21 protein-coding genes are annotated in these 22148 nt (G+C 39.4%); 15 read left to right on the top strand and 6 right to left on the bottom strand.

Annotation, left to right across the window (positions count from 1 at the left end; translation table 11 throughout):
* Positions 1–192 precede the first annotated feature (192 nt).
* The 3 genes from ACRPLY_RS19920 (at position 193) to ACRPLY_RS19910 (ending at position 2438) form a co-directional block, all read left to right on the top strand.
* Positions 193–819 (top strand): FMN-dependent NADH-azoreductase, encoded by a 627-nt coding sequence (locus ACRPLY_RS19920; RefSeq protein ID WP_028412073.1) that lies wholly within the window; start codon positions 193–195, stop codon positions 817–819.
* Positions 820–976: 157 nt separating this feature from the next.
* Positions 977–1870: a LysR family transcriptional regulator gene (locus tag ACRPLY_RS19915; RefSeq protein WP_014457861.1), complete on the top strand. Its 894-nt coding sequence runs from the start codon at positions 977–979 to the stop codon at positions 1868–1870.
* A 136-nt stretch (positions 1871–2006) separates the two neighbouring features.
* Entirely contained in the window at positions 2007–2438 is a 432-nt protein-coding gene (locus ACRPLY_RS19910; protein ID WP_014457862.1) for a carboxymuconolactone decarboxylase family protein, read from the top strand.
* A 38-nt stretch (positions 2439–2476) separates the two neighbouring features.
* Here the strand turns inward: ACRPLY_RS19910 and ACRPLY_RS19905 are convergent, their stop codons facing one another.
* Both ACRPLY_RS19905 and ACRPLY_RS19900 read right to left on the bottom strand, forming a co-directional pair.
* Positions 2477–3679 carry an MFS transporter gene (locus ACRPLY_RS19905; protein ID WP_028412074.1) on the bottom strand — a complete coding sequence of 401 codons (1203 nt, stop codon included), beginning with the start codon at positions 3677–3679 and terminating at the stop codon, positions 2477–2479.
* 129 nt (positions 3680–3808) lie between these two features.
* Positions 3809–4603: an SDR family oxidoreductase gene (locus ACRPLY_RS19900; RefSeq protein ID WP_028412075.1), complete on the bottom strand. Its 795-nt coding sequence runs from the start codon at positions 4601–4603 to the stop codon at positions 3809–3811.
* Positions 4604–4773: 170 nt separating this feature from the next.
* On the opposite strand from ACRPLY_RS19900, the gene ACRPLY_RS19895 reads away from it, so the two are divergent.
* Positions 4774–5358 carry a DUF502 domain-containing protein gene (locus ACRPLY_RS19895; protein WP_028412076.1) on the top strand — a complete coding sequence of 195 codons (585 nt, stop codon included), beginning with the start codon at positions 4774–4776 and terminating at the stop codon, positions 5356–5358.
* Between the two features lie 21 nt (positions 5359–5379).
* Here ACRPLY_RS19895 and ACRPLY_RS19890 read toward each other — a convergent pair whose 3' ends face one another.
* Positions 5380–6252, bottom strand: coding sequence for a TetR/AcrR family transcriptional regulator (locus tag ACRPLY_RS19890; protein WP_028412077.1), 873 nt, complete (start codon positions 6250–6252; stop codon positions 5380–5382).
* A gap of 268 nt (positions 6253–6520) precedes the next feature.
* On the opposite strand from ACRPLY_RS19890, the gene ACRPLY_RS19885 reads away from it, so the two are divergent.
* Together ACRPLY_RS19885 and ACRPLY_RS19880 are read left to right on the top strand one after the other, a co-directional pair.
* Positions 6521–9631: an efflux RND transporter permease subunit gene (locus ACRPLY_RS19885; RefSeq protein ID WP_028412078.1), complete on the top strand. Its 3111-nt coding sequence runs from the start codon at positions 6521–6523 to the stop codon at positions 9629–9631.
* Between the two features lie 36 nt (positions 9632–9667).
* Positions 9668–9805: a hypothetical protein gene (locus tag ACRPLY_RS19880; RefSeq protein ID WP_014457868.1), complete on the top strand. Its 138-nt coding sequence runs from the start codon at positions 9668–9670 to the stop codon at positions 9803–9805.
* Between the two features lie 33 nt (positions 9806–9838).
* Here the strand turns inward: ACRPLY_RS19880 and ACRPLY_RS19875 are convergent, their stop codons facing one another.
* Together ACRPLY_RS19875 and ACRPLY_RS19870 are read right to left on the bottom strand one after the other, a co-directional pair.
* Positions 9839–10012 carry a YozQ family protein gene (locus ACRPLY_RS19875; protein WP_080754494.1) on the bottom strand — a complete coding sequence of 58 codons (174 nt, stop codon included), beginning with the start codon at positions 10010–10012 and terminating at the stop codon, positions 9839–9841.
* 112 nt (positions 10013–10124) lie between these two features.
* Entirely contained in the window at positions 10125–11111 is a 987-nt protein-coding gene (locus tag ACRPLY_RS19870; protein WP_028412079.1) for an ABC transporter substrate-binding protein, read from the bottom strand.
* 179 nt (positions 11112–11290) lie between these two features.
* Here ACRPLY_RS19870 and ACRPLY_RS19865 point away from each other — a divergent pair, with 179 nt between their 5' ends.
* From ACRPLY_RS19865 to ACRPLY_RS19840, 6 genes are all read left to right on the top strand, one after another.
* Complete coding sequence (locus ACRPLY_RS19865; protein ID WP_028412080.1) at positions 11291–12295, top strand: FecCD family ABC transporter permease; 1005 nt, start codon at positions 11291–11293, stop codon at positions 12293–12295.
* Positions 12292–13341, top strand: coding sequence for a FecCD family ABC transporter permease (locus tag ACRPLY_RS19860; RefSeq protein WP_028412081.1), 1050 nt, complete (start codon positions 12292–12294; stop codon positions 13339–13341). The genes ACRPLY_RS19865 and ACRPLY_RS19860 overlap by 4 nt, the downstream gene beginning before the upstream one ends.
* A gap of 26 nt (positions 13342–13367) precedes the next feature.
* Positions 13368–14195 carry an ABC transporter ATP-binding protein gene (locus tag ACRPLY_RS19855; protein ID WP_013059664.1) on the top strand — a complete coding sequence of 276 codons (828 nt, stop codon included), beginning with the start codon at positions 13368–13370 and terminating at the stop codon, positions 14193–14195.
* Positions 14185–14955 carry an IucA/IucC family C-terminal-domain containing protein gene (locus tag ACRPLY_RS19850; RefSeq protein ID WP_165635039.1) on the top strand — a complete coding sequence of 257 codons (771 nt, stop codon included), beginning with the start codon at positions 14185–14187 and terminating at the stop codon, positions 14953–14955. Before ACRPLY_RS19855 ends, ACRPLY_RS19850 begins: the two co-directional genes overlap by 11 nt.
* Complete coding sequence (locus ACRPLY_RS19845; RefSeq protein ID WP_028412083.1) at positions 14948–15205, top strand: YusU family protein; 258 nt, start codon at positions 14948–14950, stop codon at positions 15203–15205. Before ACRPLY_RS19850 ends, ACRPLY_RS19845 begins: the two co-directional genes overlap by 8 nt.
* A gap of 178 nt (positions 15206–15383) precedes the next feature.
* The gene (locus ACRPLY_RS19840; protein ID WP_028412084.1) at positions 15384–16301 is read left to right on the top strand and encodes a proline dehydrogenase family protein; all 918 of its coding nucleotides are present in this window, start codon (positions 15384–15386) and stop codon (positions 16299–16301) included.
* Between the two features lie 79 nt (positions 16302–16380).
* Here the strand turns inward: ACRPLY_RS19840 and ACRPLY_RS19835 are convergent, their stop codons facing one another.
* Entirely contained in the window at positions 16381–16530 is a 150-nt protein-coding gene (locus ACRPLY_RS19835; RefSeq protein WP_013059660.1) for a YuzL family protein, read from the bottom strand.
* Between the two features lie 184 nt (positions 16531–16714).
* Between ACRPLY_RS19835 and ACRPLY_RS19830 the strand changes: the two genes are divergently transcribed.
* From ACRPLY_RS19830 to ACRPLY_RS19820, 3 genes are read left to right on the top strand one after another with little or no spacing between them, the layout of a single operon-like run.
* On the top strand, positions 16715–19096 hold the full coding sequence (locus tag ACRPLY_RS19830) for a 3-hydroxyacyl-CoA dehydrogenase NAD-binding domain-containing protein (RefSeq protein ID WP_432232105.1): 2382 nt from the start codon (positions 16715–16717) through the stop codon (positions 19094–19096).
* Positions 19097–19108: 12 nt separating this feature from the next.
* Entirely contained in the window at positions 19109–20287 is a 1179-nt protein-coding gene (locus ACRPLY_RS19825; protein WP_165635037.1) for an acetyl-CoA C-acetyltransferase, read from the top strand.
* A 23-nt stretch (positions 20288–20310) separates the two neighbouring features.
* Positions 20311–22095, top strand: coding sequence for an acyl-CoA dehydrogenase family protein (locus tag ACRPLY_RS19820; RefSeq protein ID WP_033580444.1), 1785 nt, complete (start codon positions 20311–20313; stop codon positions 22093–22095).
* Positions 22096–22148 lie beyond the last annotated feature (53 nt).

Genomic DNA, 22148 nt, shown 5'->3' with positions numbered 1-22148 from the left:
ATAAATAATAATTTCTCTCTAATTTTAATGATAATGATTATCGTTGTCAATGTGATTTTTGGCTCTTTAAAAATTCTTACTTATATAAGATTTCTCCGACTAAAGTATGAAAGTATTTCATTATAAAGTCGTGCGAAACGCAAGGACAAAGCGAATAAAATAAGAGTATCAACAATCAGTGGAGGTTTTAGTATGAGTTATACTCTTTTTATAAAAGCAAATGACAGATCGGCAAGTGAAGCGGTCAGCGTAAAATTATATGATGCGTTTTTAGAAAGCTATCAACAATCGCACCAAGGTGAAGAAATAATGGAGATAAATTTGTTCAAAGAAGAACTTCCTTATTTAGGTGCTGACATGATAAACGGTCAGTTTAAATTAGCAAGAGGGCTAGAAGTGACGGCAGCGGAAAACAAAGCAGCAGAAATTGCTAATCGTTACCTAGACCAATTTGTGAAAGCTGATAAAATTGTCATTGCCTTTCCTCTTTGGAATTTTACTGTGCCGGCCGTGCTTCATACGTACTTTGATTATTTAAATCAAGCAGGCAAAACGTTTAAGTATACGCCAGAAGGTCCTGTGGGATTACTGGGCGATAAAAAGGTGATGTTATTAAACGCGCGTGGCGGAGTATATTCAGAAGGTCCAGCAGCTGAGGTCGAAATGGCCGTTAAATATGTTAGCAGCGTACTTCAATTCTTTGGAATCACGGACGTGAACTCCGTTATTATTGAAGGACATAATCAGTTTCCGGATCGTGCTCAAGAAATTATTGAAAGTGGTTTAGAACAAGCAGCACAAGCAGCCAAAATATTTTAAATAACCGTAGTAAAAAAGGACAGGACAAAAGTATTTTAGGTGAAGGTATATCCGAACGATAAATCGTTCGGATTTTTTGCTGTATATCTTAAAAGTTAATAGGTAAAATGAATAAATAAGATAAAAGATATTCGCTTTATCTATAGGAGGAGCAGAGATGGATATTCGTCAGCTTAATTATTTTTTAGAAGTCGCTAAATTAAGGAGCTTTACTAAAGCATCTCAAAGTCTTCATATTTCACAGCCGACCTTGAGCAAAATGGTGAAAAACTTAGAAGAAGAATTGGAAGTAGAATTAATTGATCGTTCCGCAAGACAGATTGATTTAACGGATGCCGGGGAAGTTGTGTATGCGCAAGGACAAAAAGTTATGGCATCCATTGATGAGCTATCGACTTATTTATATGATGTGATGAATCTGAAAAAAGGAATGATTAAAATTGGAATTCCTCCATTGATTGGAGTGCTGTTCTTTCCAAAGATTATTAAAGGGTTTCAGCAGCTCTATCCAGATATCACAATTAAACTTATTGAATACGGAGCCAATCGTGTTCAAAAAGCAGTAGAAAAAGGAGAGTTAGACCTAGGTGTAGCGGTGCTTCCAGTAAATGAACATCTTTTTGACATTAATCCTTTTATCTCAGAAAAAATGCTTTTATATGTTCACCACTCTCACCCTTTAGCCTCTAAAACTCATGTGGAAATTAATGAACTAGCCCAAGAGAAATTTATTTTGTTTAATGAAGATTTTACGCTTCACGACCGGCTTATTCAGGCGTGTCAACAAGCAGGATTTGAACCTAATGTAGCTTACGAGAGCTCTCAATGGGATTTTATCGGTGAAATGATCGCGGAAAACTTAGGTGTATCTATCTTTCCACAGTCCATTGCAGCAAAAGTGGATTCTGCTATCGTAAAAGCAGTTCCTATTACTAATCCTTCAATTTCATGGGATTTAGGATTGATTTTAAAAAAAGATAAATATATTTCATATGCCTCTAAACAATTCCTCCACTATATGAATGAACAGCATTCTGTTTTATATAGATAAAATGCATATGTTGTATTGAATATATGTATTTTACGAAAGAAAGAATGTGCGCTAAAGTAGATAGTGTAGAAAACATACACAAAAACAAACATTGATTCCGTGCGGTGTCAGTAAAAAATACGGAGGTTGATTTTACATGGCACAAAATAGTTATCAAAAAGGTTTAGATAAATTAATGGAATATACGTTAACGAGTAACGATGATATTTCGACTCATTTAAAAATTACGGAAGACTTAAAAGACCTAGCTCCTGACGTTGGGAAATATATTATTGAATTTGCCTATGGAGACATTTATTCACGACCAGGTTTAACGAATAAGCAGCGAGCATTAGTAACCATTTCATCACTGGTTACTCAGGGTACAGAGCCTCAGCTTGAGCTGCATTTAAACACAGGTTTAACAGCTGGACTAGAGCCGAATGAAATTGTGGAAAGCATCATTCAATTAATTCCATATACGGGTTTCCCTCGCGTGTTAAATGCTTTAAGCGTAGCTAAGAAAGTATTCGCTCAGCGTGACGTGGAAGTAGAGACAGGCGAAAAAGAGCTAGTAGAAAATAAATAATAAGAACAAAAAAGACGCTCTAAAAGAGCGTCTTTTTTTTATGCGAGCTGCTTTTGTTTGGTTTCTTTTCCTAGAAAAACAACCGAACCAACACCGATTAAAATAGCTGCACAGAAGATTGAGAACGTAACGGTTAAAGAAACACCTTGAGTTGACATATACCCAACTAACAGCGGTCCTAGAATTCCTCCAATTCGTCCAAAAGAAGCGGCCATTCCAGCTCCTGTGCCTCGAATAGATGTCGGATATTGCTCAGGTGTATACGCGTACAAAGCTCCCCAAGCGCCTAAGTTGAAGAAAGACAACAACATTCCTGCTGTTAGCAGCAGCCAAAGTGACTCCGCATTTCCGAAGATATATGCGCTGGCAGCCGTACCTAACAGATATGTGACCAATACGAATTTTCGGCCCATGCGTTCAATAAACCAAGCAGCCGTATAATAGCCAGGCAGCTGAGCTAATGTCATAATCAATACGTATTCAAAGCTTTTGATTAAGCTAAATCCTTTAATGACCATGACGCTAGGTAGCCATAAAAACATGCCGTAATATGAAAATACAACGCAAAACCACAGAACCCACAGCATAACGGTAGATTGACGATAAGGCTTAGACCACACGCTTCTTACATTGTCCGCAATAGACGGTTTCTTTTCCTTTGTCGCCTCTAAAAATTGAGGAGAATCTGGCAGTTTGATGCGCAAATAAATGGCATAAAATGCTGGTATAGCCGTTAGGATAAGAGCTAGTTGCCACCCGTAAGCTGGAATTACAAAGTAAGAAATAAGCGCTGCCAGTAGCCAGCCGAACGCCCAAAAACTTTCTAACAAGACGACCACTTTACCGCGTTTTTCCGGCGCCACGGTCTCAGACACAAGGGTAGAAGCAACAGGCAGCTCTCCTCCTAAACCCATTCCAATTAAAAATCGAAATACTAAAAAAGCAGCAAGGGTAGTAGTAAGAGCCGAAAGTCCGCTTGCCACTGAAAAAAGAACAAGAGTCACAATAAAAACGGTTTTTCGCCCAATTCGATCAGCCAGCAGCCCGAACACGAGAGCTCCAACGGCCATCCCGATCGAGTTAACGCTGCCTATCCAACTCATTTCAGTAGGGGAAAGTCCCCATTCAGCGTGAAGAGCTGCAATGATAAAAGACAAAATGCCAACATCCATTGCATCGAAGAGCCATCCTAGCCCTGCGATGCCAAGAAGCTGACGTTCTGATAATTGTTTTGTTTTCATGTCTTCCTCCTAGAAGCAAAGAATTTTGCTTTAAGTTTACACCTGTCTTGACATAATGTCACGTCTATTTTAAAGAAAAAATGCAAACGGAAAAGCTCTATACCTTAAGGTATAGAGCTAATTGTATTCTCACATTTTATCGTAAAGCATTTTTCCAGGCCATGTATACGCCATATGACCGCCATCTACCGTAATGCAGTCACCCGTTACATATGAGCTGTCATCGGATGCTAAAAATAATACGGCACCGGCTACTTCTTCTGGTTTGCCTAAACGGCCCATGGGATCGACCCATTCATATGCTTTTCTGAATTTTTTTCCTTCTTCAGCGCCTGATAAATCATCAAGAAGAGGCGTTTCAATTGTTCCAGGAGCAATTGAGTTAACGCGAATACCTTCACGAGCGTAGTCAATTGCCATGGTTCTTGTTAAGTTGGTAATAGCACCTTTCGCCGCGTTATAGCCAGAACGGTCTAAGTCTGCTGCCAGTCCGGATACGGATGAATTATTAATAATCGACCCGCCATTTTCTAACATCAGCGGAATAACATATTTGCTTACAAGAAATGTTCCGCGTAAATCTACCGACATTAAGCGATCCCAAAGTTCTACAGGATATTCGTGAAGCTTGCCGCCTTCTGTGTCTGTCCCCGCATTATTAAAAAGAATATCCACTTTTCCAAATTTCTTTTCAATTTCCGCTGTGAACTCTTTTACTTTTTCTTCTTCAGCTACATCGATATAGTAGGCGTATGCTTCACCGCCAGCGTCTTTAATTTCTTTTGCTACTTTTTTTACCCCGTCCAAATTAATATCGGCACAAATAACAACCGCTCCTTCTTTCGCAAAGCGCTCAGCAGTTGCTTTTCCTATACCAGAGCTTGACCCTGTAATAACAGCAATTTTTGATTCTAAACGTCCCAATTGTATCCCTCCGAAAAAATAAATATATAAGTATGTATGTTCATGTACCCATCTATTATTTTGATAAAACGTCGCTAGTTTATACGTATGTGAATAGAAATAAAAAGACGCAGCAAAACAAATCCATTGTATAATGAACAGCAGTATGTCAGGAAAAATGAGGTGTTTGCATGAAAGCAATCATAAAAAGTTTTATTAATGGACTCTTAACGATTGTCCCTATTATCCTTGTTATTTATATTTTGGTAAGAGTATTTAATTTTTTAGACAGCATTTTAGGGAACGTATTGAAGCCCTATATGAAGCAGGATTATATACCTGGTATTGGAATCTTAGCAACGCTTGTCTTAATTACGTTCTTAGGGTGGTTATCTACCCGTTTTTTCGCTGGGAAAATTATTAACTTAATTGATCGATTGTTAGAAAAAATACCGCTTGTTAAAACGCTATATAGTGTCATTAAAGATACATTTCAATCTTTTCTTGGAGAGAAAAAGTCTTTTTCAAAAGTAGCTTTAGTGCCAATGCCCGGCACGTCAATGAAAGTCATAGGGTTTGTGACCTCTGAAGAAGTAGAAGAGGTGATTCATTCGTTAAAAGACCATGTCGCTGTCTATGTTCCACAAACTTTTCAAGTAGCCGGTTTTACTTTTTTGATTCCAAAAGAAGAAATTGAATGGTTAGATATTAAGCCGGAAGAAGCAATGAAGTTCGTGTTATCTGGGGGAGTATCTAGTTCAAAAGCAGAAAAATAACAGAAAGCTTGAAGCCTTCTGTTATTTTTGTTGGAGTAAAGCTGTTAAAAGATTAAGCGGTTCTTCCAACGGTTTAAGTTCCGTTAAATTTCCAACCATGCCTTTTACAATAGCAGCGGTAGGCTTATCTTTTTTTAGCTCCGTTTGTAAAATGTGAAAGCTGTCTGCGTGTTCATCAGAAATATGATCGCTGGTGTCTAGCAGATGTTTAATTTCCTCAAGAGCTTGTTTTACCTGCTCATTTTTACTTAGAAAAGTCGTTCGTTCCTTTCCGTATATATCTTCACCAAAAGAAGCGGGAATAAGGGGACGAGGTTTTCTAGCTAATAAATCTTCTACTAATACGTCAACTCGTTCCATTATGTACTGCGCGACTTCTTTAAAGGTAAGCTCGTATTGATTGAAGATAATAATTTCTAAAAAGGAATGATGAATACCTTCAATCATTTTCGTTAAATCGGAGATATAAGGAGTTACGTCTTCTCCGTATACGCTAACGAGGCTTTTGCGATGAAAGTAAAACGTTTCTCGCTGCATTTTATGAACAAAGGTCTCCACTTCTTTGTTAAATGGAATCGATTTTTCACGGATTTGCATGATAATAAAATCTCTGTGCTCTGTAATAAATTCATAGAAATAGATGAGCTGATTCATATAGCGGCTGCGGGCATCGTTTACTTCCTCGTCGAGAGCATAAACAGAGCTAAAGAGCTTTTCATAGTAAAAGTTTAGAATTGATAATAAAAGTGCATCCTTAGATTTGAAGTGCAGGTAAAATGCACCTTTTGAAATGTTGCATTCATCTACAATTTCTTGCACAGAGGTAGCATTAAATCCTTTTTTTGCAAAAAGCTTAATCGAAGCTTCAATTATTCTTTTTTCTTTTTCTTTCAAGTATTCTACCTCCTTTATTAAACAATTTGACCATTCATTTCGTTAGATAATAGTATCATACACTAAAAAAGATAAAGGTATATATCAAAGTTAAGAACGGGAGTCAGTTCCTCTAAAAAAGATTTATCGTAAATATGTCTTTATTATGAACATATTAGGAGAGAGACTGCTTAGGGTTGACACTGACCGGTTAGTCATTTATATTTTAAGTTGTTGTGACCAATCAGTCAATTTTATTAGTATACATATATTTGAAGGAGGATATGCATTGGGGAAGTTTATTAAATTTTCATTGAAAAATAAATTTGCAGTATGGCTGTTAACACTCTTTGTCATTATTGCAGGGCTGTATTCAGGATTTAATATGAAGCTAGAGACTATTCCTGATATATCAACGCCTGTTGTAACAGTCAGTGCAACTTATCCGGGCGCCACTCCGGAACAAGTGGCAGACAAGGTGAGTAAGCCAATTGAACAAAAGCTTCAGGGACTGAGCGGCGTTGACACAGTTAGCTCGTCTTCTTATGAAAATATGGCTACCATTCAAGTTGAATATGGCTTTAGTAAAAATATGGAGAAGGCAGAAGACGAAGTCAGACGAGCTCTTTCAAACGTGGATCTGCCAGATGATGTAGAGGAACCAAATGTTTCAAGACAAAGCATCAGTGATTTTCCGATTATTTCATTAAGTGTTTCAGATGATAAAAAATCATTAGAAGACTTAACGAAGTATGTAAAAAATACCGTTGTTCCACAAGTTGAAAAAGTGCAAGGCATTTCTTCGGTCAGCGTTTCAGGAGAACAAGTTGAAGAAGCAGAACTTGTATTCAAACAAGACAAGCTCAAGCAGCTGGGACTCGATGAAGATACGGTGAAAAAGCTGATCCAAGCATCCGATGCAAAAGTGCCGGCTGGTACGTATACGATGGATGGATCTCAAAAATCTGTTGTGGTAGACGGAAAGATGACAACAGAAAAAGATTTGGAAAACTTAGAGATTCCAGCTGTGCCTAGTCAAGGAGCTGCTCAAGGTCAGCAACAAGGAATGAGCCAGCAGCAAACACAAGGAGCCGTGCAGCAGGCGCCGTCCGCAGCTTCGATTCCAACTGTGAAATTAAAAGAAATTGCGGATGTTAAAGTGACGGGGAAAGCAGAATCCATTTCTCGCACGAACGGAAAACCTTCAATTGCTGTACAAGTTGTCAAAGCGAAGGATGCGAACACAGTAAATGTTGTAAATGATATTAAAGAAAAAATGAATAGCCTAGAAAAGAAAAATAAAGACCTTCACGTTGACAATATTTTTGATCAAGGTAAACCGATTGAAGATTCTGTTCATACGATGCTAAATAAAGCTATTATCGGTGCGGTCTTTGCGGTTATTATTATTCTTTTATTTTTACGTGATATTCGTTCAACGATTATTGCCGTTATTTCAATTCCGCTTTCGCTATTAATCGCCATTTTGGCGCTCAAATCAATGGATATCTCTTTAAATATTATGACGCTTGGAGCGATGACTGTAGCCATCGGAAGGGTTGTAGATGATTCCATTGTCGTTATTGAAAATATTTACCGCCGCATGGCTTATCAGGAAGAAAAGCTTACAGGAAAAGATTTAATTGTCGCGGCGACGAAAGAAATGTTTGTTCCAATTTTTTCTTCTACAGTCGTAACCGTGGCCGTATTCTTACCGTTAGGTCTCGTAGAAGGACCGGTAGGAGAGCTATTCTTACCGTTTGCGTTAACGGTTGTTTTTGCACTGTTAGCATCACTGCTAGTAGCGGTAACACTCGTGCCAATGCTTGCTCATTCGTTATTTAAAACAAATGTAAAAGTCAAAGAAGAAAAGCCAAGCAAACTAGCGCACGGATATAAGCGAATTTTGAACTGGACGCTAAACCATAAGCTTATTTCCTTTGGGTTAGCCGTACTACTGTTAGTAGGAAGTTTATTTTTAGTTCCTTCTATTGGGGTTAGCTTTTTATCATCCGATCAAGAAAAAACGCTGACGCTTACGTATACACCGAAAGCCGGACAGTCTCAAAGCGACGTGGAAAAAGCAGCGAATCGCGCAGAAGCGTACTTGATGAAGCGAGATGGTGTCAAAACGGTTCAGTATTCGTTCGGTGAAGGTAACTCTTTTAATCCGGGAAGCAAAAATAACGTTTTAACATTTGTGCAATATGACGAGGATACACAAAACTTTGATAAAGAGCAGGATAAAGTATTAAAAGCTCTTAATAAACAAGCGAATCAAGGTGAATGGGGCTCCATGAATACGGCGTCTAGCGGCAGCAATAATTCATTAAACGTCCTTATTTACGGAGATAGCTTAGACGAAATCAAACCTTATGCTGACAAAGTTCAGCGCGTTTTAGAAAAGCATAAAGAACTGAAAAATGTCGATTCTACGCTTTCAGATACGTTTGATGAATATACGCTAGTACCGAACCAAAAGAAAGCCGCTGAACTCGGCTTGTCTGCTAGTCAAATCGGAATGCAAATTTCCAACCTTGGACAGCGTGAAGTATTAACAACTATCCAAAAAGACGGAAACGAAATTAACGTATACCTTCCAAAAGAAAAAGAGGATTTCTCTACTTTTGCCGAACTTTCAAGCACAAAAGTGACCTCTCAAACTGGACAGGAAGTTACATTAAATGAAGTTGTCGATATTAAAAAAGGTAAAACGTCGAATACGGTAACGCGCCGTGATAATAAAATTTATGCAGAGGTAAGTGCCGATATTAAGAGTGACGATGTAGGCGGCGTTTCTTCTAACGTTCAAAAAGAAGTGAAGAAAATTGATTTGCCAAGTGATATGGACATTAACTTTGGCGGAGCATCAGAGCAAATTAATGACTCATTTAGTCAATTAGGAATTGCCATGCTCGCAGCCATTGGTATCGTGTACTTCGTACTTGTACTGACATTTGGTGGAGGTTTAGCGCCATTTGCTATCTTATTCTCACTTCCATTTACACTCATTGGTGCGCTAGTGGCACTTTTAATCTCTGGGGAAACGATTAGTATTTCTTCGATGATTGGAGCTCTTATGTTGATTGGAATTGTGGTAACCAATGCGATTGTTCTGATTGACCGCGTGATTCATAAAGAGCAAGAGGGTCTTTCAACGCGTGAAGCTTTACTAGAAGCTGGAATGACACGTCTTCGCCCGATCTTAATGACAGCTATTGCAACGATTGGTGCACTGCTTCCATTAGCTTTTGGATTTGAAGGTGGAGGCCTTATCTCAAAAGGGCTAGGGGTTACCGTGATTGGAGGACTAACAAGTTCTACGCTGCTTACGCTCATTATCGTTCCAATTGTCTATGAGTTTTTTATGAAGTTTAAGCGCAAAAAAGTAAAAGAGTAGAAGCAAGACAAATTTCCGCTTTTGAGGTGAATAGCGATGAAGTCAATTGATAAACTAATGAAACAGCTGATTCAACAAGGAATTAAAGCAAAGAAAGTGACGATTGATAAATCAAAGCGCCAGCAGTGGATGTCCATGTCATTGCCTAAAACGGCATGGCAGCATTCAAAATAAAAAAGAGCTGACTTAGAGTCAGCTCTTTTTTTATTAACGATCTGTATCTTCAAATGATCCTTCTTGATAGGCGTCGCTTATTTGCTCATGTGTTTCTGCTAGACCTTGTGAGAGTGCATCTTGTCGGTTATAATCTTCTGTTTCGAACTGACGGTCAGCCATTTCATTTGTATCTGGCTGCTTTTTAGGCTGTTTTTTTGAATTCATTTTCACCACTCCTATTTAATAAAGTGAGACCACGGTTAGTGTGCGATGAAAGGAAATACATTATACATGAAAGAAAGAGCTTCGATTCGTCGAAGCTCTTTCTTTCATATTATTATTGTTTTTTATCTAAGAAGATTTTTTCAATATCATCAAGTACGATATTAGCTGCTAACACACCGCCTGCTGTATTCCAAGTAGCATCATCTACTTTATGAACATGATTTTCTTGAGCCACTTTTAGCTTTTTAAAGAGAGGATCGTTTATCCATTCTTTTTCAAGCTTTGTTGCTTCACCGTCTCCCGTTTCATAAGAGAAGTAAAATAGCTGATCGCCGTCCATTGCCGGAATGCGTTCTTTTGTTGCATTCATTTCAGCAAAATCATCCTTGTCTTGAGACTCAGGGCGAGCAAATCCAAGCTGATCTAAAATAACACCTGAGAATGAATCTTTATGATAGATACGAACGTCTCCAGCTGTAAAGCGTACAACTGAGATTTTTTGTTTTAACTGATCTCCAAGGCGTTTCTTTAAATCTGCTACGCGATTGTCATAGTCAGCTAATACTTCTTTACCTTTTTCTTCTTTGTTTACAGCTTTTGCATATAGCTTAAAGTTTGATTTCCAATCTCCGCGCAGCTCCTCAGAGAATACAGTCGGAGCAATTTGACTAAGCTGATCGTATACTTTTTCTTGTCGCATTTTATTTCCGATAATCAAGTCAGGCTTTAAAGCAGCGATTGCTTCTAAGCTTGGCTCGCTTTCTGTACCCACACTTTTAACGCCTTTCATCTGACCTTTAATATGGTCATACCACGGATTTCCTAACCATGATTGAACAGCGCCCACAGGCTTTACACCCATTGCAAGAAGAGCTTCAGTACCTTCGTTTGTTAAAACAACCACTCGTTTAGGCGTTCCTTTAATATCGGTTTTATCCATTGCGTGTTTTACTGTGTAAGTTTCGCCAGAACCCTCAGTTTTTTCTTTTTTATCGCTGTCAGCGCCGTTTGAATTACCGCAGGCTGCCAGCACAAGCAGTGTCATAATGGTAAGAATGGACAACAAATATGACAACTTGCCTTTAGAATATGTATTCACATCTTTTCCCCCTCGTAAGTGATAATGATTTTCATTAACAATTAAGATAATATTCTAACTTTTAAGCGGTGTCAATTAAAAATTGAAAATGATTCTCAAAATCATTGACACTTTTTTCAATGTTTCCTAAACTAAAGGTTAGATATATATAGGAATCATCTTAGAGGAGAGCAATGAAAATGATGCTACGCAGTGTTCAAATGAAAGTAATGGGGCTCATCATTGGAATCATGCTGCTTTTAATCTGTATTGGATTAAGTATCGTACTCGGATACACAGATACAAGTATCAAAACAGCATTTGAAGCTTTTCAAGCGTTTAACGGTTCGAATGAGCACATAGTTATTCAAAATATTCGATTGCCGCGCGCTATAATCGGTGCTGTGGTAGGTATTTGTTTAGGAATTGCAGGAGCAATGATGCAGGCGTTAACGAAAAACCCACTTGCTTCACCGGATATTATCGGTGTGAACGCTGGGGCCAGCTTTTTTATTGTTGTTGCAGTGATGATTTTTTCGGTCAATTCACTTCAAGCTTTTACATGGATTGCATTTGTAGGAGCGGCACTAACCGTAGTGGTTGTCTATTTTCTTGGGTCCATTGGAAAAGAAGGGCTAACGCCTATCAAACTGACGCTCGCAGGAGCGGCTATTGCAGCCTTTTTCTCTTCTTTAACACAAGGACTGCTAGCTGTGGATGAATCTTCGCTTGATCAAGTCCTCTTTTGGCTGGCAGGGTCTGTGCAAGGACGCAAGGTTGAAATGTTGTATGGCATACTGCCTTATGTAGTGCCAGCAATTATTGTTACTTTTTTTATCGCTTCAAAAATTAATATTTTAACGATTGGTGAAGACGTAGCCAAAGGATTAGGTCAAAGAACAGCTCTTGTCAAAATTATAAGCGGCATCATTATTGCGATTTTAGCGGGGGGAGCCGTTGCAGTAGCCGGTCCCATTAGCTTTGTAGGAATCATTGTTCCTCACGTTGTAAGAGCAATCGTAGGGCAAGATTATCGCTGGGTATTTCCTTATAGTGCGGTTGTCGGCGGGATTTTAATTTTATTAGCTGATGTTGGCGCAAGGTACGTCATTATGCCTCAAGAAATCCCTGTTGGAGTCATGACTGCTGTTATTGGTACACCTTTCTTTATCTATATGGCAAGGAAAGGGGCGAAGACGTCATGAAAACATACTTATCTCTTCGCTTAAAGAGAATTTCATTTTTAGTTAATATAAAAGCTGCTCTAATCATTACCGGATTTTCAGCTGTCCTTGTTGCACTCTTTTTGTTAAGTGCAGGTACGGGTGACTTATTTATTAATCCATTTCGTGTAATTAAAATTTTAGCGGGTCATGGGTTGGAGTTTGAACGATTAGTTGTTACATCTTTTAGACTGCCGCGTATTATTGTTGCCATTTGTGCTGGTATTTGTCTAGCTATTGCGGGCGCTATCTTGCAGGGGCTTGTGAGAAATCCGCTTGCTTCACCAGACTTAATTGGATTAACAGGAGGAGCGTCAGTTGGTGTAGTGTTATTTTTGACACTATTTAGTGATAAAAGCAACTCGTTAACCGTAAGTATTAATTGGATGCCTGTTAGCGCATTTTTAGGTGCCGTGGCAGTGGCGCTTTTACTTTATGTGTTTGCCTGGAAAAATGGTGTCTCTCCTATTACACTAGTATTAATAGGAATTGGATTAACAGCGTTAACGAAAGCTATGACCACGCTGTTTATGATTATGGGTCCTATCTACCGCGCTAGCCAGGCAAATATTTGGATTACCGGAACGGTGTATGGTTCAAATTGGGCCAGTGTTTCCGTACTAGTTCCAGTTACTGCAGGGCTGGTTATAATTACGATTTTAATGATTCGAAATTTAAATGTTCAAGAATTAGGTGAAGAAATTGCGACTAACGTTGGAAGTCGCGTTCAAAAAAATCGATTGGCACTATTGCTGATGAGCACAGCTTTAACCGGGAGCGCCGTTGCATTTGCCGGTGGAATTAGCTTTGTAGGGTTACTTGCTCCACATATTGCCCGAAAGCTTGTAGGTTCGTCATTCGGCGCTTTAATACCGCTATCGGCACTAATCGGAGCGATTTTAATCACAGCAGCAGATTTAATTGGCCGAACATTCTTCTTGCCAATCGAAGTGCCAGCAGGTGTATTTACAGCTGCAATTGGCGCACCATACTTCATTTATTTACTATACAAACAAAGAAACGTATAGCATTCTTTGTAGAAGGAGCGATTCGCATGCATTCGTTAGAAACAAAGTCGCTAACATTATCATATGGAGAAGCGATGATTATAGATGAGCTTGACGTTACCATCCCAAAGGGTGAGATTACGGTTTTTATCGGCAGTAATGGATGCGGAAAATCTACGCTGCTGCGTTCACTGGCAAGGTTATTGAAGCCACATGCAGGCTCTATTTTACTAGAAGGTTCTAAAATTTCTTCTCTTCCTACCAAGGAAATTGCAAAGCAGCTAGCAATCCTTCCTCAAGGTCCTGTTGCACCTGAAGGTCTGACTGTGCTGCAGCTTGTTAAACAAGGGCGCTATCCGTATCAAAATTGGTTCCGCCAGTGGTCTCAAGAGGATGAAGAAAAAGTGCAAAATGCACTGGAAGCAACAGGCTTAGCAGACTTGGCAGATCGTCAAGTTGATTCGCTTTCTGGGGGACAGCGTCAGCGCGCATGGATTGCCATGACACTAGCGCAAGATACAGATATTATTTTACTTGATGAACCGACAACATATTTAGATATGACGCATCAAATTGAGATCTTGGACTTGTTGTTTGAACTGAATGAAAAAGAAAATCGTACCATCGTAATGGTGCTGCATGATTTAAACTTAGCTTGCCGCTATGCTCATCATATTGTGGCGCTTCAAGATAAAAAAATCTATGCACAGGGAAGACCAGAAGAAGTCATTAACTGCGATTTAGTACAGCGAGTCTTTAATATGAACTGTGAAGTGACGGTTGATCCGTTATTTGGAACGCCTCTTTGTATTCCTCATGGGCGCGGACGATGTATTGTGAATAAGCTGCGAGTTGAAACGCAGCATGCTCAGTAGGAATGAGCAAAGCGAGTTAGCAGAAAAATTCCGCTGTACGTTTAAAGATAACTCGCTGTACAGGTTTTCTCCTGCCAGCTGCATGGATGAAAGTAAGGTGAAGGTGCAGCTATTATGGATTCAAGAGACGATGGAGGCCGCTAGTTTGAGAGCAGCTGCTTCAATGTTAGCAAAGCGGTATAGTTTTGTTGTGGTTGCGGCTTTGTATTCATTTATTGTGTTTCAAAAAAAGATAAATGCATCGACTAAAAATGTATCTTTGCATACCGAACAAGTTGAAACGATGTGGCTTCCAAAAGTGTTTATCTCAGAAATTGAGACGACAGAAGTAACAGAGGATAATCGCGAAATTCTTCTTGATGAACTTCTTGATGAATTGTTTGCTTATCAAATTGAGCCGATGTGGTCAGTACTGCGTAAAGTGACAAAAATCTCAAAGCTGACGCTGTGGGAAAACGTAGCTGTTTATATTCACTGGCTTTATGATTTGCTTTTAGCAAACGAAGAAATAGACAATGTGAAAGTGCAAAAGAATTTACGATACGTGTTAGAAGAAGCTGAGGGACGTCACTTTGGTTCATATCATAACAATCCGCTTGCTCGGTACAGTTCACCTCCTCAATATATAGAGAAACAAAAGCAGGAGATAAGAGTACGAAAAACGTGCTGTTTGTCCTACCAAACAGGAGATAAAGAGACTTATTGTCGAACGTGTCCGGTTATTTGTAAACCAAAGAAAGGAGTGACTGCGCATGAGTAAAACCTTTCAAGAGCAATTCGACGGTTTGATTGAAAAGTATACGGAACTAATGGTTGGAGAAAGTGATGAACAGCTGCAGGAAAAAGTGAAAATGTGGGCACTTTACAACCATATCTCAAAATCTATGCCGCCTTTAACAAAGCATTGGAATCAATTATATCCAGACGCAAAAGCGGAAATGATTGAAATTGTGAAGGAAATAAAAGAGCTGAATGAAGCGCATCGAGCGTCACAGCGAAAACCAGAATAAAAACATTCATCACGAAGCTGATGAATGTTTTTTTATCAAAAAAGCTCCAGGTAGCTTTTTGATCTAGTGTGCATATGTTAATGAAGGGTGCCTATCTATCTGGTTGATAAAATGGTAAAATTAATGATAATTAGATAAAATTTGTGAGGTGCATGACAAGTGAAGGCGGGGGGTTGCTTTGGAACAAACGATAAGAAACTTTTTTTTATTGTTATCAAAAAGCAAAAAGTTAACAAAGCTGGCTAAGCGCTATGGTTTACGTTTTGGGGCAGCAAGGTTTGTTGCAGGGGAAACCATCGATGAAGCTGTTAGTGTGATAAAAAAGCTAAATGAACAGGGATTAAAAGTAACGATTGATTATCTCGGAGAGTTTGTGGAAAGTGAAGCTGAAGTCAATAATGCTGTGGCTCAATGCATAAAGGCCATCCATCTTATACACAAAGAAAGGTTAGATTCAGAAATTTCTTTGAAATTAACGTCTATGGGACTTGATATTTCTGAAGATCTGGCGCTTCATCATATGCGTCATATTCTAAATGAAGCGGAAAAATATAGCGTGTTCGTGACGATTGATATGGAAGATTATAAGCGATGCAGCAAGACGATTAAGCTGTTTAAACAATTAAAAAGTGAGTATGACCACGTAGGGACGGTACTTCAGGCATACTTATATCGAACAGAAAGTGACGTTCGCGAATTAGATGCTTATGCTCCTAAATTAAGGTTAGTAAAAGGAGCGTACAAAGAAGCGGCAGACGTGGCTTTTCCTGATAAAGAAGACGTAGACGAAAACTTCAAAAACATAATTGGACTTCATTTATTAAACGGTCACTACACAGCAGTTGCTACTCATGATGAACGAATCATTCAGTATACAAAAGAGTTTGTTAAAAAGCATGGAATTTCAATGAATCAGTTTGAATTCCAGATGCTATACGGTATTCGACCAGAAAGGCAGGTTCAGCTCGTAGCAGAACAATATCAAATGAGAGTGTACGTTCCTTATGGAACGGACTGGTATGGGTACTTTATGAGGCGCCTTGCAGAAAGACCTGCAAATGTCGCATTTGTCTTAAAAGGAATCGTAAAAAAATAACCATGAAATGGTCGTGATGACAGAATAAGAAATAGTCAAAAATCGAACATGATTCGATTACTCATGTTCGATTTTGAGGTTAATGTCCTTGTGTATTATGCTTTGTGTACTGCTGGTTTTGAGATGTCTTTTTGCCGCGTCCGTGCGGTTCATTAACCGGTCCAGCATTTCCTTTAACGCTTGCTGCGCTTACGCCTGCTGAAGATGGATCTTTCTTTAATTTACTCACAAAATCACCTCCTGTGTATTAAGATAACCAAACACATTAAAAATAGTTAGAGATAATATTGTGAATATATTGCGAAAATTTTAAAAATGCTTTATAGTAAAAACAGAGATTAACAGTGACTCTCTTTTTTTACACATAAAATGAATGACCATTCATTCAATATATCAAAGGGGATGTGGGGATAATTATGAACATAAAAAAAGCCGCCGTTTTAGGTTCAGGAGTTATGGGCTCTGGAATTGCAGCTCATTTAGCGAATGTAGGAATTCCAACGCTTTTGCTAGATGTGGTTCCAGCTTCATTAACACCAGACGAGGAAAAAAAACAGCTAACGCTTGAAGATAGGCAAGTCAGAAATCGGTTGAGCACAACTGCTTTAGCTAAATTAACGAAGCAAAAACCGGCACCTTTAACGTCGAAGTCGTCACTATCGTTAATTACGCCGGGAAACCTTGAAGATCATTTACAGCAGTTAAGCGACTGCGATTGGATCATTGAAGTAGTAGTGGAACGCCTTGATATTAAACAGCAGTTGTTTGAAAAAATTGACGGCGTACGAAAAAAAGGAAGTATTGTAAGTTCAAATACTTCAGGAATATCGATCCACGAAATGGCTAAAGGACGCTCAGAAGATTTTAAAGCGCATTTCTTAGGAACGCACTTTTTTAATCCACCTCGTTATTTAAAGTTATTAGAAATTATTCCAACTCATGACACAAAATCAGAAATTGTTGAATATATGAAAACGTTTGGTGAAGATGTATTGGGTAAAGGAGTAGTTATTGCAAAAGATACGCCTAACTTTATCGCCAACCGTATCGGTACGTACGGTTTACTTGTGACCGTTCAAGAAATGTTAAAAGGTAATTACAGCGTGGGAGAAGTTGACTCTGTGACGGGTCCCTTAATTGGAAGACAAAAAAGCGCAACGTTTCGAACGTTAGACGTAGTGGGACTAGACACATTTATTCATGTGGCAAACAATGTGTTTGACAAAGTGGAAGGCAAAGAAAAAGAGGTATTCGACGTGCCTTTATTTATGAAACAAATGCAGGAAAATGGCTGGCTGGGAAGCAAGTCGGGGCAAGGCTTCTTTTTAAAGAAAGGCAAGGAAATTTTAGAACTTGATCCTAATACACTTCAATACGTCGAAAGAAAGAAGTTAAAAACAGCTTCTACCGAATTAAGTAAGCAGGCAAAAGGGCTGCAAAACAAAATGAAAGCGCTTATATATTCTGATGATCGTGCTGGACAGCTTCTTTGGAACATTATCAGCCCCGTTCTTGTGTATGCAGCACAGTTGAAAAATGAAATCGCCGACGATATCGTCGCCATTGATCAAGCTATGAAGTGGGGATTTGGCTGGAAAATGGGTCCTTTTGAGACGTGGGATGCAATTGGTTTAGAAAAATCAATTGAGAAGATGGAGCAGTCTGGCTTAGCCATCCCGCAGTGGGTAAAACAAATGCAGGAAAATGGATTTACAAGCTTTTATAAAGAAATGGAAGGTCAAACGCTTTACTACGAAGAGGATGAGTATAAAGCAGTAAAAGAAAATAAAAAGGTGATCCACCTGTCATCTTTACGCTCTCAAAATAATGTCATTTTAGAAAACAGCGGAGCGAGCTTAATTGATTTAGGAGATGATGTGGCATGCCTGCAGTTTACTTCTCCTAACAATGCGATTGGGCTAGATATTATCAGCTTATTGAATCAGTCTCTTGAAGAAGTGAACAAGAATTATAAGGGGCTGGTCATAGGAAACCAAGGAAAAAATTTCTGCGTTGGCGCTAACTTAGCTATGATTTTGATGGAAGCACAAGATGACAATTATTTTGAAGTTGAGCTTGTCATTAAACAATTTCAACAGGCAATGATGAAGGTGAAATATAACGAAAAGCCGGTTGTTGCAGCTCCATTTGCGATGACTCTTGGAGGCGGAGCAGAAATTTGCTTACCGTCAGCTAAAATCCAAGCTTCTGCTGAAACTTACATGGGCCTTGTAGAAGTAGGAGTCGGGTTAATTCCTGGCGGAGGAGGTAACAAGGAGCTTTATATCAAACAGCTAAATGGTTTACCGAACGGTGTAACGCTGGATCTTCAGCAAATTGCCAATAAAACATTTGAAACAATTGCTACTGCAAAAGTATCTACTTCTGCTGCAGAAGCTAGGCAGCTAAACTTTTTAAACCGCCATGATGCTATCAGTGTAAACGGAGATCACTTGCTGAATGATGCAAAGAACTCAGTCCTTGCTTTACACGACACGGGCTATAAACCGCCTGTAAAAACTAAAGTTCCTGTCGTTGGAGAAACAGGATATGCAACGTTGCTGCTAGGAGCTCAATCCATGAAATATTCAGGATATATATCAGAACATGATTACAAAATTGCTAGTAAGTTAGCATTTGTATTAGCTGGAGGACGCGTAGCGTTTGGTTCCGAAGTGGATGAAGAGTATTTGCTTGATTTAGAGAGAGAAGCATTTTTAAGCCTTGTTGGAGAAGCGAAGTCTCAAGAACGTATGCAGCACATGTTAGTTAAAGGAAAGCCACTGCGCAATTAAGGGGGAGAAAAAATGAGAGAAGCAGTTATTGTAGCAGGTGCTAGGACACCGGTCGGAAAAGCAAAAAAAGGTTCATTGGCAAGTGTTAGACCTGATGATTTGGGAGCTATTGCGGTTAAAGAAACTCTTCGCCGAGCAGGCGGATACGAAGGACCGATTGATGATTTAATTATTGGTTGTGCGATGCCTGAGGCAGAACAAGGTTTGAATATGGCTCGAAATATTGGCGCTCTTGCAGGTTTGCCTTATACGGTGCCAGCAATAACGATTAATCGTTATTGTTCATCAGGTTTGCAAAGTATTGCCTACGGTGCAGAACGAATTATGCTAGGGCAAGCCAAAGCAGTGTTAGCTGGAGGAGCAGAATCAATGAGTTTTGTTCCGATGTTTGGAAACGTAGCGCGTCCGAATGTTCAGCTGGTTGAAAATGCGCCGGAGTATTATATGGGCATGGGACATACAGCAGAACAAGTGGCGATGAAATACGGCATTTCACGTGAAGACCAGGATGCATTTGCCGTACGCAGCCATCAAAAAGCAGCAAAAGCACTTCAAGAAGGGAAGTTTAACGACGAAATTGTTCCTGTGGAAGTGACGCTTCGGAAAATCGATGAAAACAATAAGCTACGTGAACAAAAGCTGATGTTCTCTCAAGATGAAGGAGTTCGTCCTGGCACAACTGCGGACGTATTAGGGAAACTTCGTCCAGCCTTTTCGGTTAAAGGATCCGTCACAGCTGGAAACTCTTCGCAGACAAGTGACGGAGCTGCATCCGTTTTTCTAATGGATAAAGAACAAGCTGAAGCAGAAGGCTTAAAGCCTTTGCTTAAGTTTCGCTCATTTGCAGTTGGAGGAGTTCCGCCTGAAGTAATGGGGATTGGCCCGGTAGCTGCCATCCCTAAAGCTCTTAAACTAGCAGGGCTGGAGCTTTCTGATATCGGATTGTTTGAATTAAATGAAGCATTTGCTTCTCAAGCACTTGGCGTTATTCGTGAATTAAATATTAATGAAGATAAAGTAAATGTAAACGGAGGCGCTATTGCCTTAGGTCATCCATTAGGCTGTACTGGAGCTAAGCTGACTCTTAGCTTAATGCACGAAATGCAGCGTCGAAATGAGCAGTTTGGAATTGTCACCATGTGTATTGGTGGAGGAATGGGAGCTGCTGGTGTATTTGAATTGTTAGCATAATCATTTCAAAGGGGGATATGAACATGTCAAATAAAACAAAACAAATGATTAAAGGTGGAAGTTTTTTAATTGAAGAAGGCGATGCAAGCCGCGTCTACACGCCGGAGGATTATACATCTGAACAAAAGATGATTGCCAAGACGACAGATGAATTTGTAGAAAACGAAGTCCTTCCGCAAGTGGAATATTTAGAAAAGCATGAATTTGACCGTTCTGTAAAGCTATTAAAACAAGCTGGTGAATTAGGCTTGCTTGGTGCAGATGTACCGGAAGAATACGGTGGGCTTGGTTTAGATAAGATTACCTCGGCTTTAATTGCTGAAAAAATGTCTCGAGCAGGCGGATTTTCCATCACTCATGGTGCTCATGTAGGAATTGGGTCATTGCCAATCGTCTTATTTGGAACAGAAGAGCAAAAACAAGCATATTTACCTGCTTTAGCGGTAGGGGAAAAAATAGCGGCTTATGCGCTGACTGAACCGGGTTCTGGTTCGGATGCTCTCGGTGCTCGAACAACAGCTCGCCTTAACGCAGAAGGTACACACTATGTGTTAAATGGAGAAAAGCAGTGGATTACGAATGCTGGATTTGCTGATGTATTCGTGGTGTACGCAAAAATTGACGGCGATAAATTTTCTGCTTTTATCGTTGAGCGCGAATTTCCAGGCGTTTCGGTTGGCCCGGAAGAGAAGAAAATGGGAATCAAAAGCTCATCAACCAGAACGTTGATTCTTGAAGATGCGCTTGTTCCAAAAGAAAACGTGCTAGGTGAAATTGGAAAAGGCCATGTGATTGCCTTTAACATTTTAAATATTGGGCGCTATAAGCTTGGAGTTGGAGCAGTTGGAGCAGGGAAACGTGCGTTAGAAATTACGTCTCAATACGTTAACCAGCGTCAGCAGTTTAAAACGCCAATTGCTAAATTCTCATTAACACAAGAAAAGTTAGCCACAATGGCTTCTAAATTGTATGCAACTGAAAGCTCCGTATATCGTACGGTAGGACTTTTTGAAGACCATATGGGCCAGCTTTCAGAAGAACAGCAAAAAGACGGAAAACAAATTGCTGCTTCCATTGCTGAATATGCTATCGAATGTTCATTAAATAAAGTGTTTGCCACGGAAGCTCTTGACTACATTGTAGATGAAGGCGTGCAGCTTCATGGAGGCTACGGTTTTATGAGCGAGTATGAAATTGAGCGTCTGTATCGTGATTCTCGCATTAATCGTATTTTTGAGGGAACAAATGAGATTAACCGTCTTTTAGTACCAGGCACATATTTACGCAAAGCGTTAAAAGGAGAGCTTCCACTGCTTCAAAAAGCACAAACGCTTCAAGAAGAATTGATGATGCTTATGCCGCAGGAAGTAGGAAATGAGCCGTTAGATCAAGAAAAAATGCTTGTGCAAAACGGGAAGAAAATTGCGCTCTTGCTTTTGGGATTAGCTGCACAAAAGTATGGCAAAGAATTAGAAAAAGAACAAGAAATTCTCGTTAATATTTCTGATATGATTAGTAACGTATATGCAATGGAATCTACTGTTTTACGTACTGAAAAAGCCATTTCCAAAACAGGAGTAGATCAAAACAGCTTAAAATTAAAATACACGCAAGTATTCTGCCAAGAAGCATTTAATCGAATCGAAGCAGATGCAAAAGAAACGTTAATTGGCGTTGAACAAGGTGATACGCTTAGAGTCATGCTTTCGTCTCTTCGCAAATTAACTCGCTATACACCAATCAATGTAATTAGCGTAAAGCGCGAGGTTGCAAAAACGCTTCTAGAAGTAGAGAAGTTCACAGTTTAAGGAAAAAGGAGCTCGTTTTGCGAGCTCCTTTTTGTTTAAGAAGCCTCTATCTA

The organism is Priestia sp. TGN 0903, assembly GCF_050846855.1.
Taxonomy (GTDB): Bacteria; Bacillota; Bacilli; order Bacillales; family Bacillaceae_H; genus Priestia; species Priestia zanthoxyli.
The sequence above is the reverse complement of the archived record's forward strand: the minus strand, read 5'-3'. Positions and strand labels throughout refer to the sequence as shown.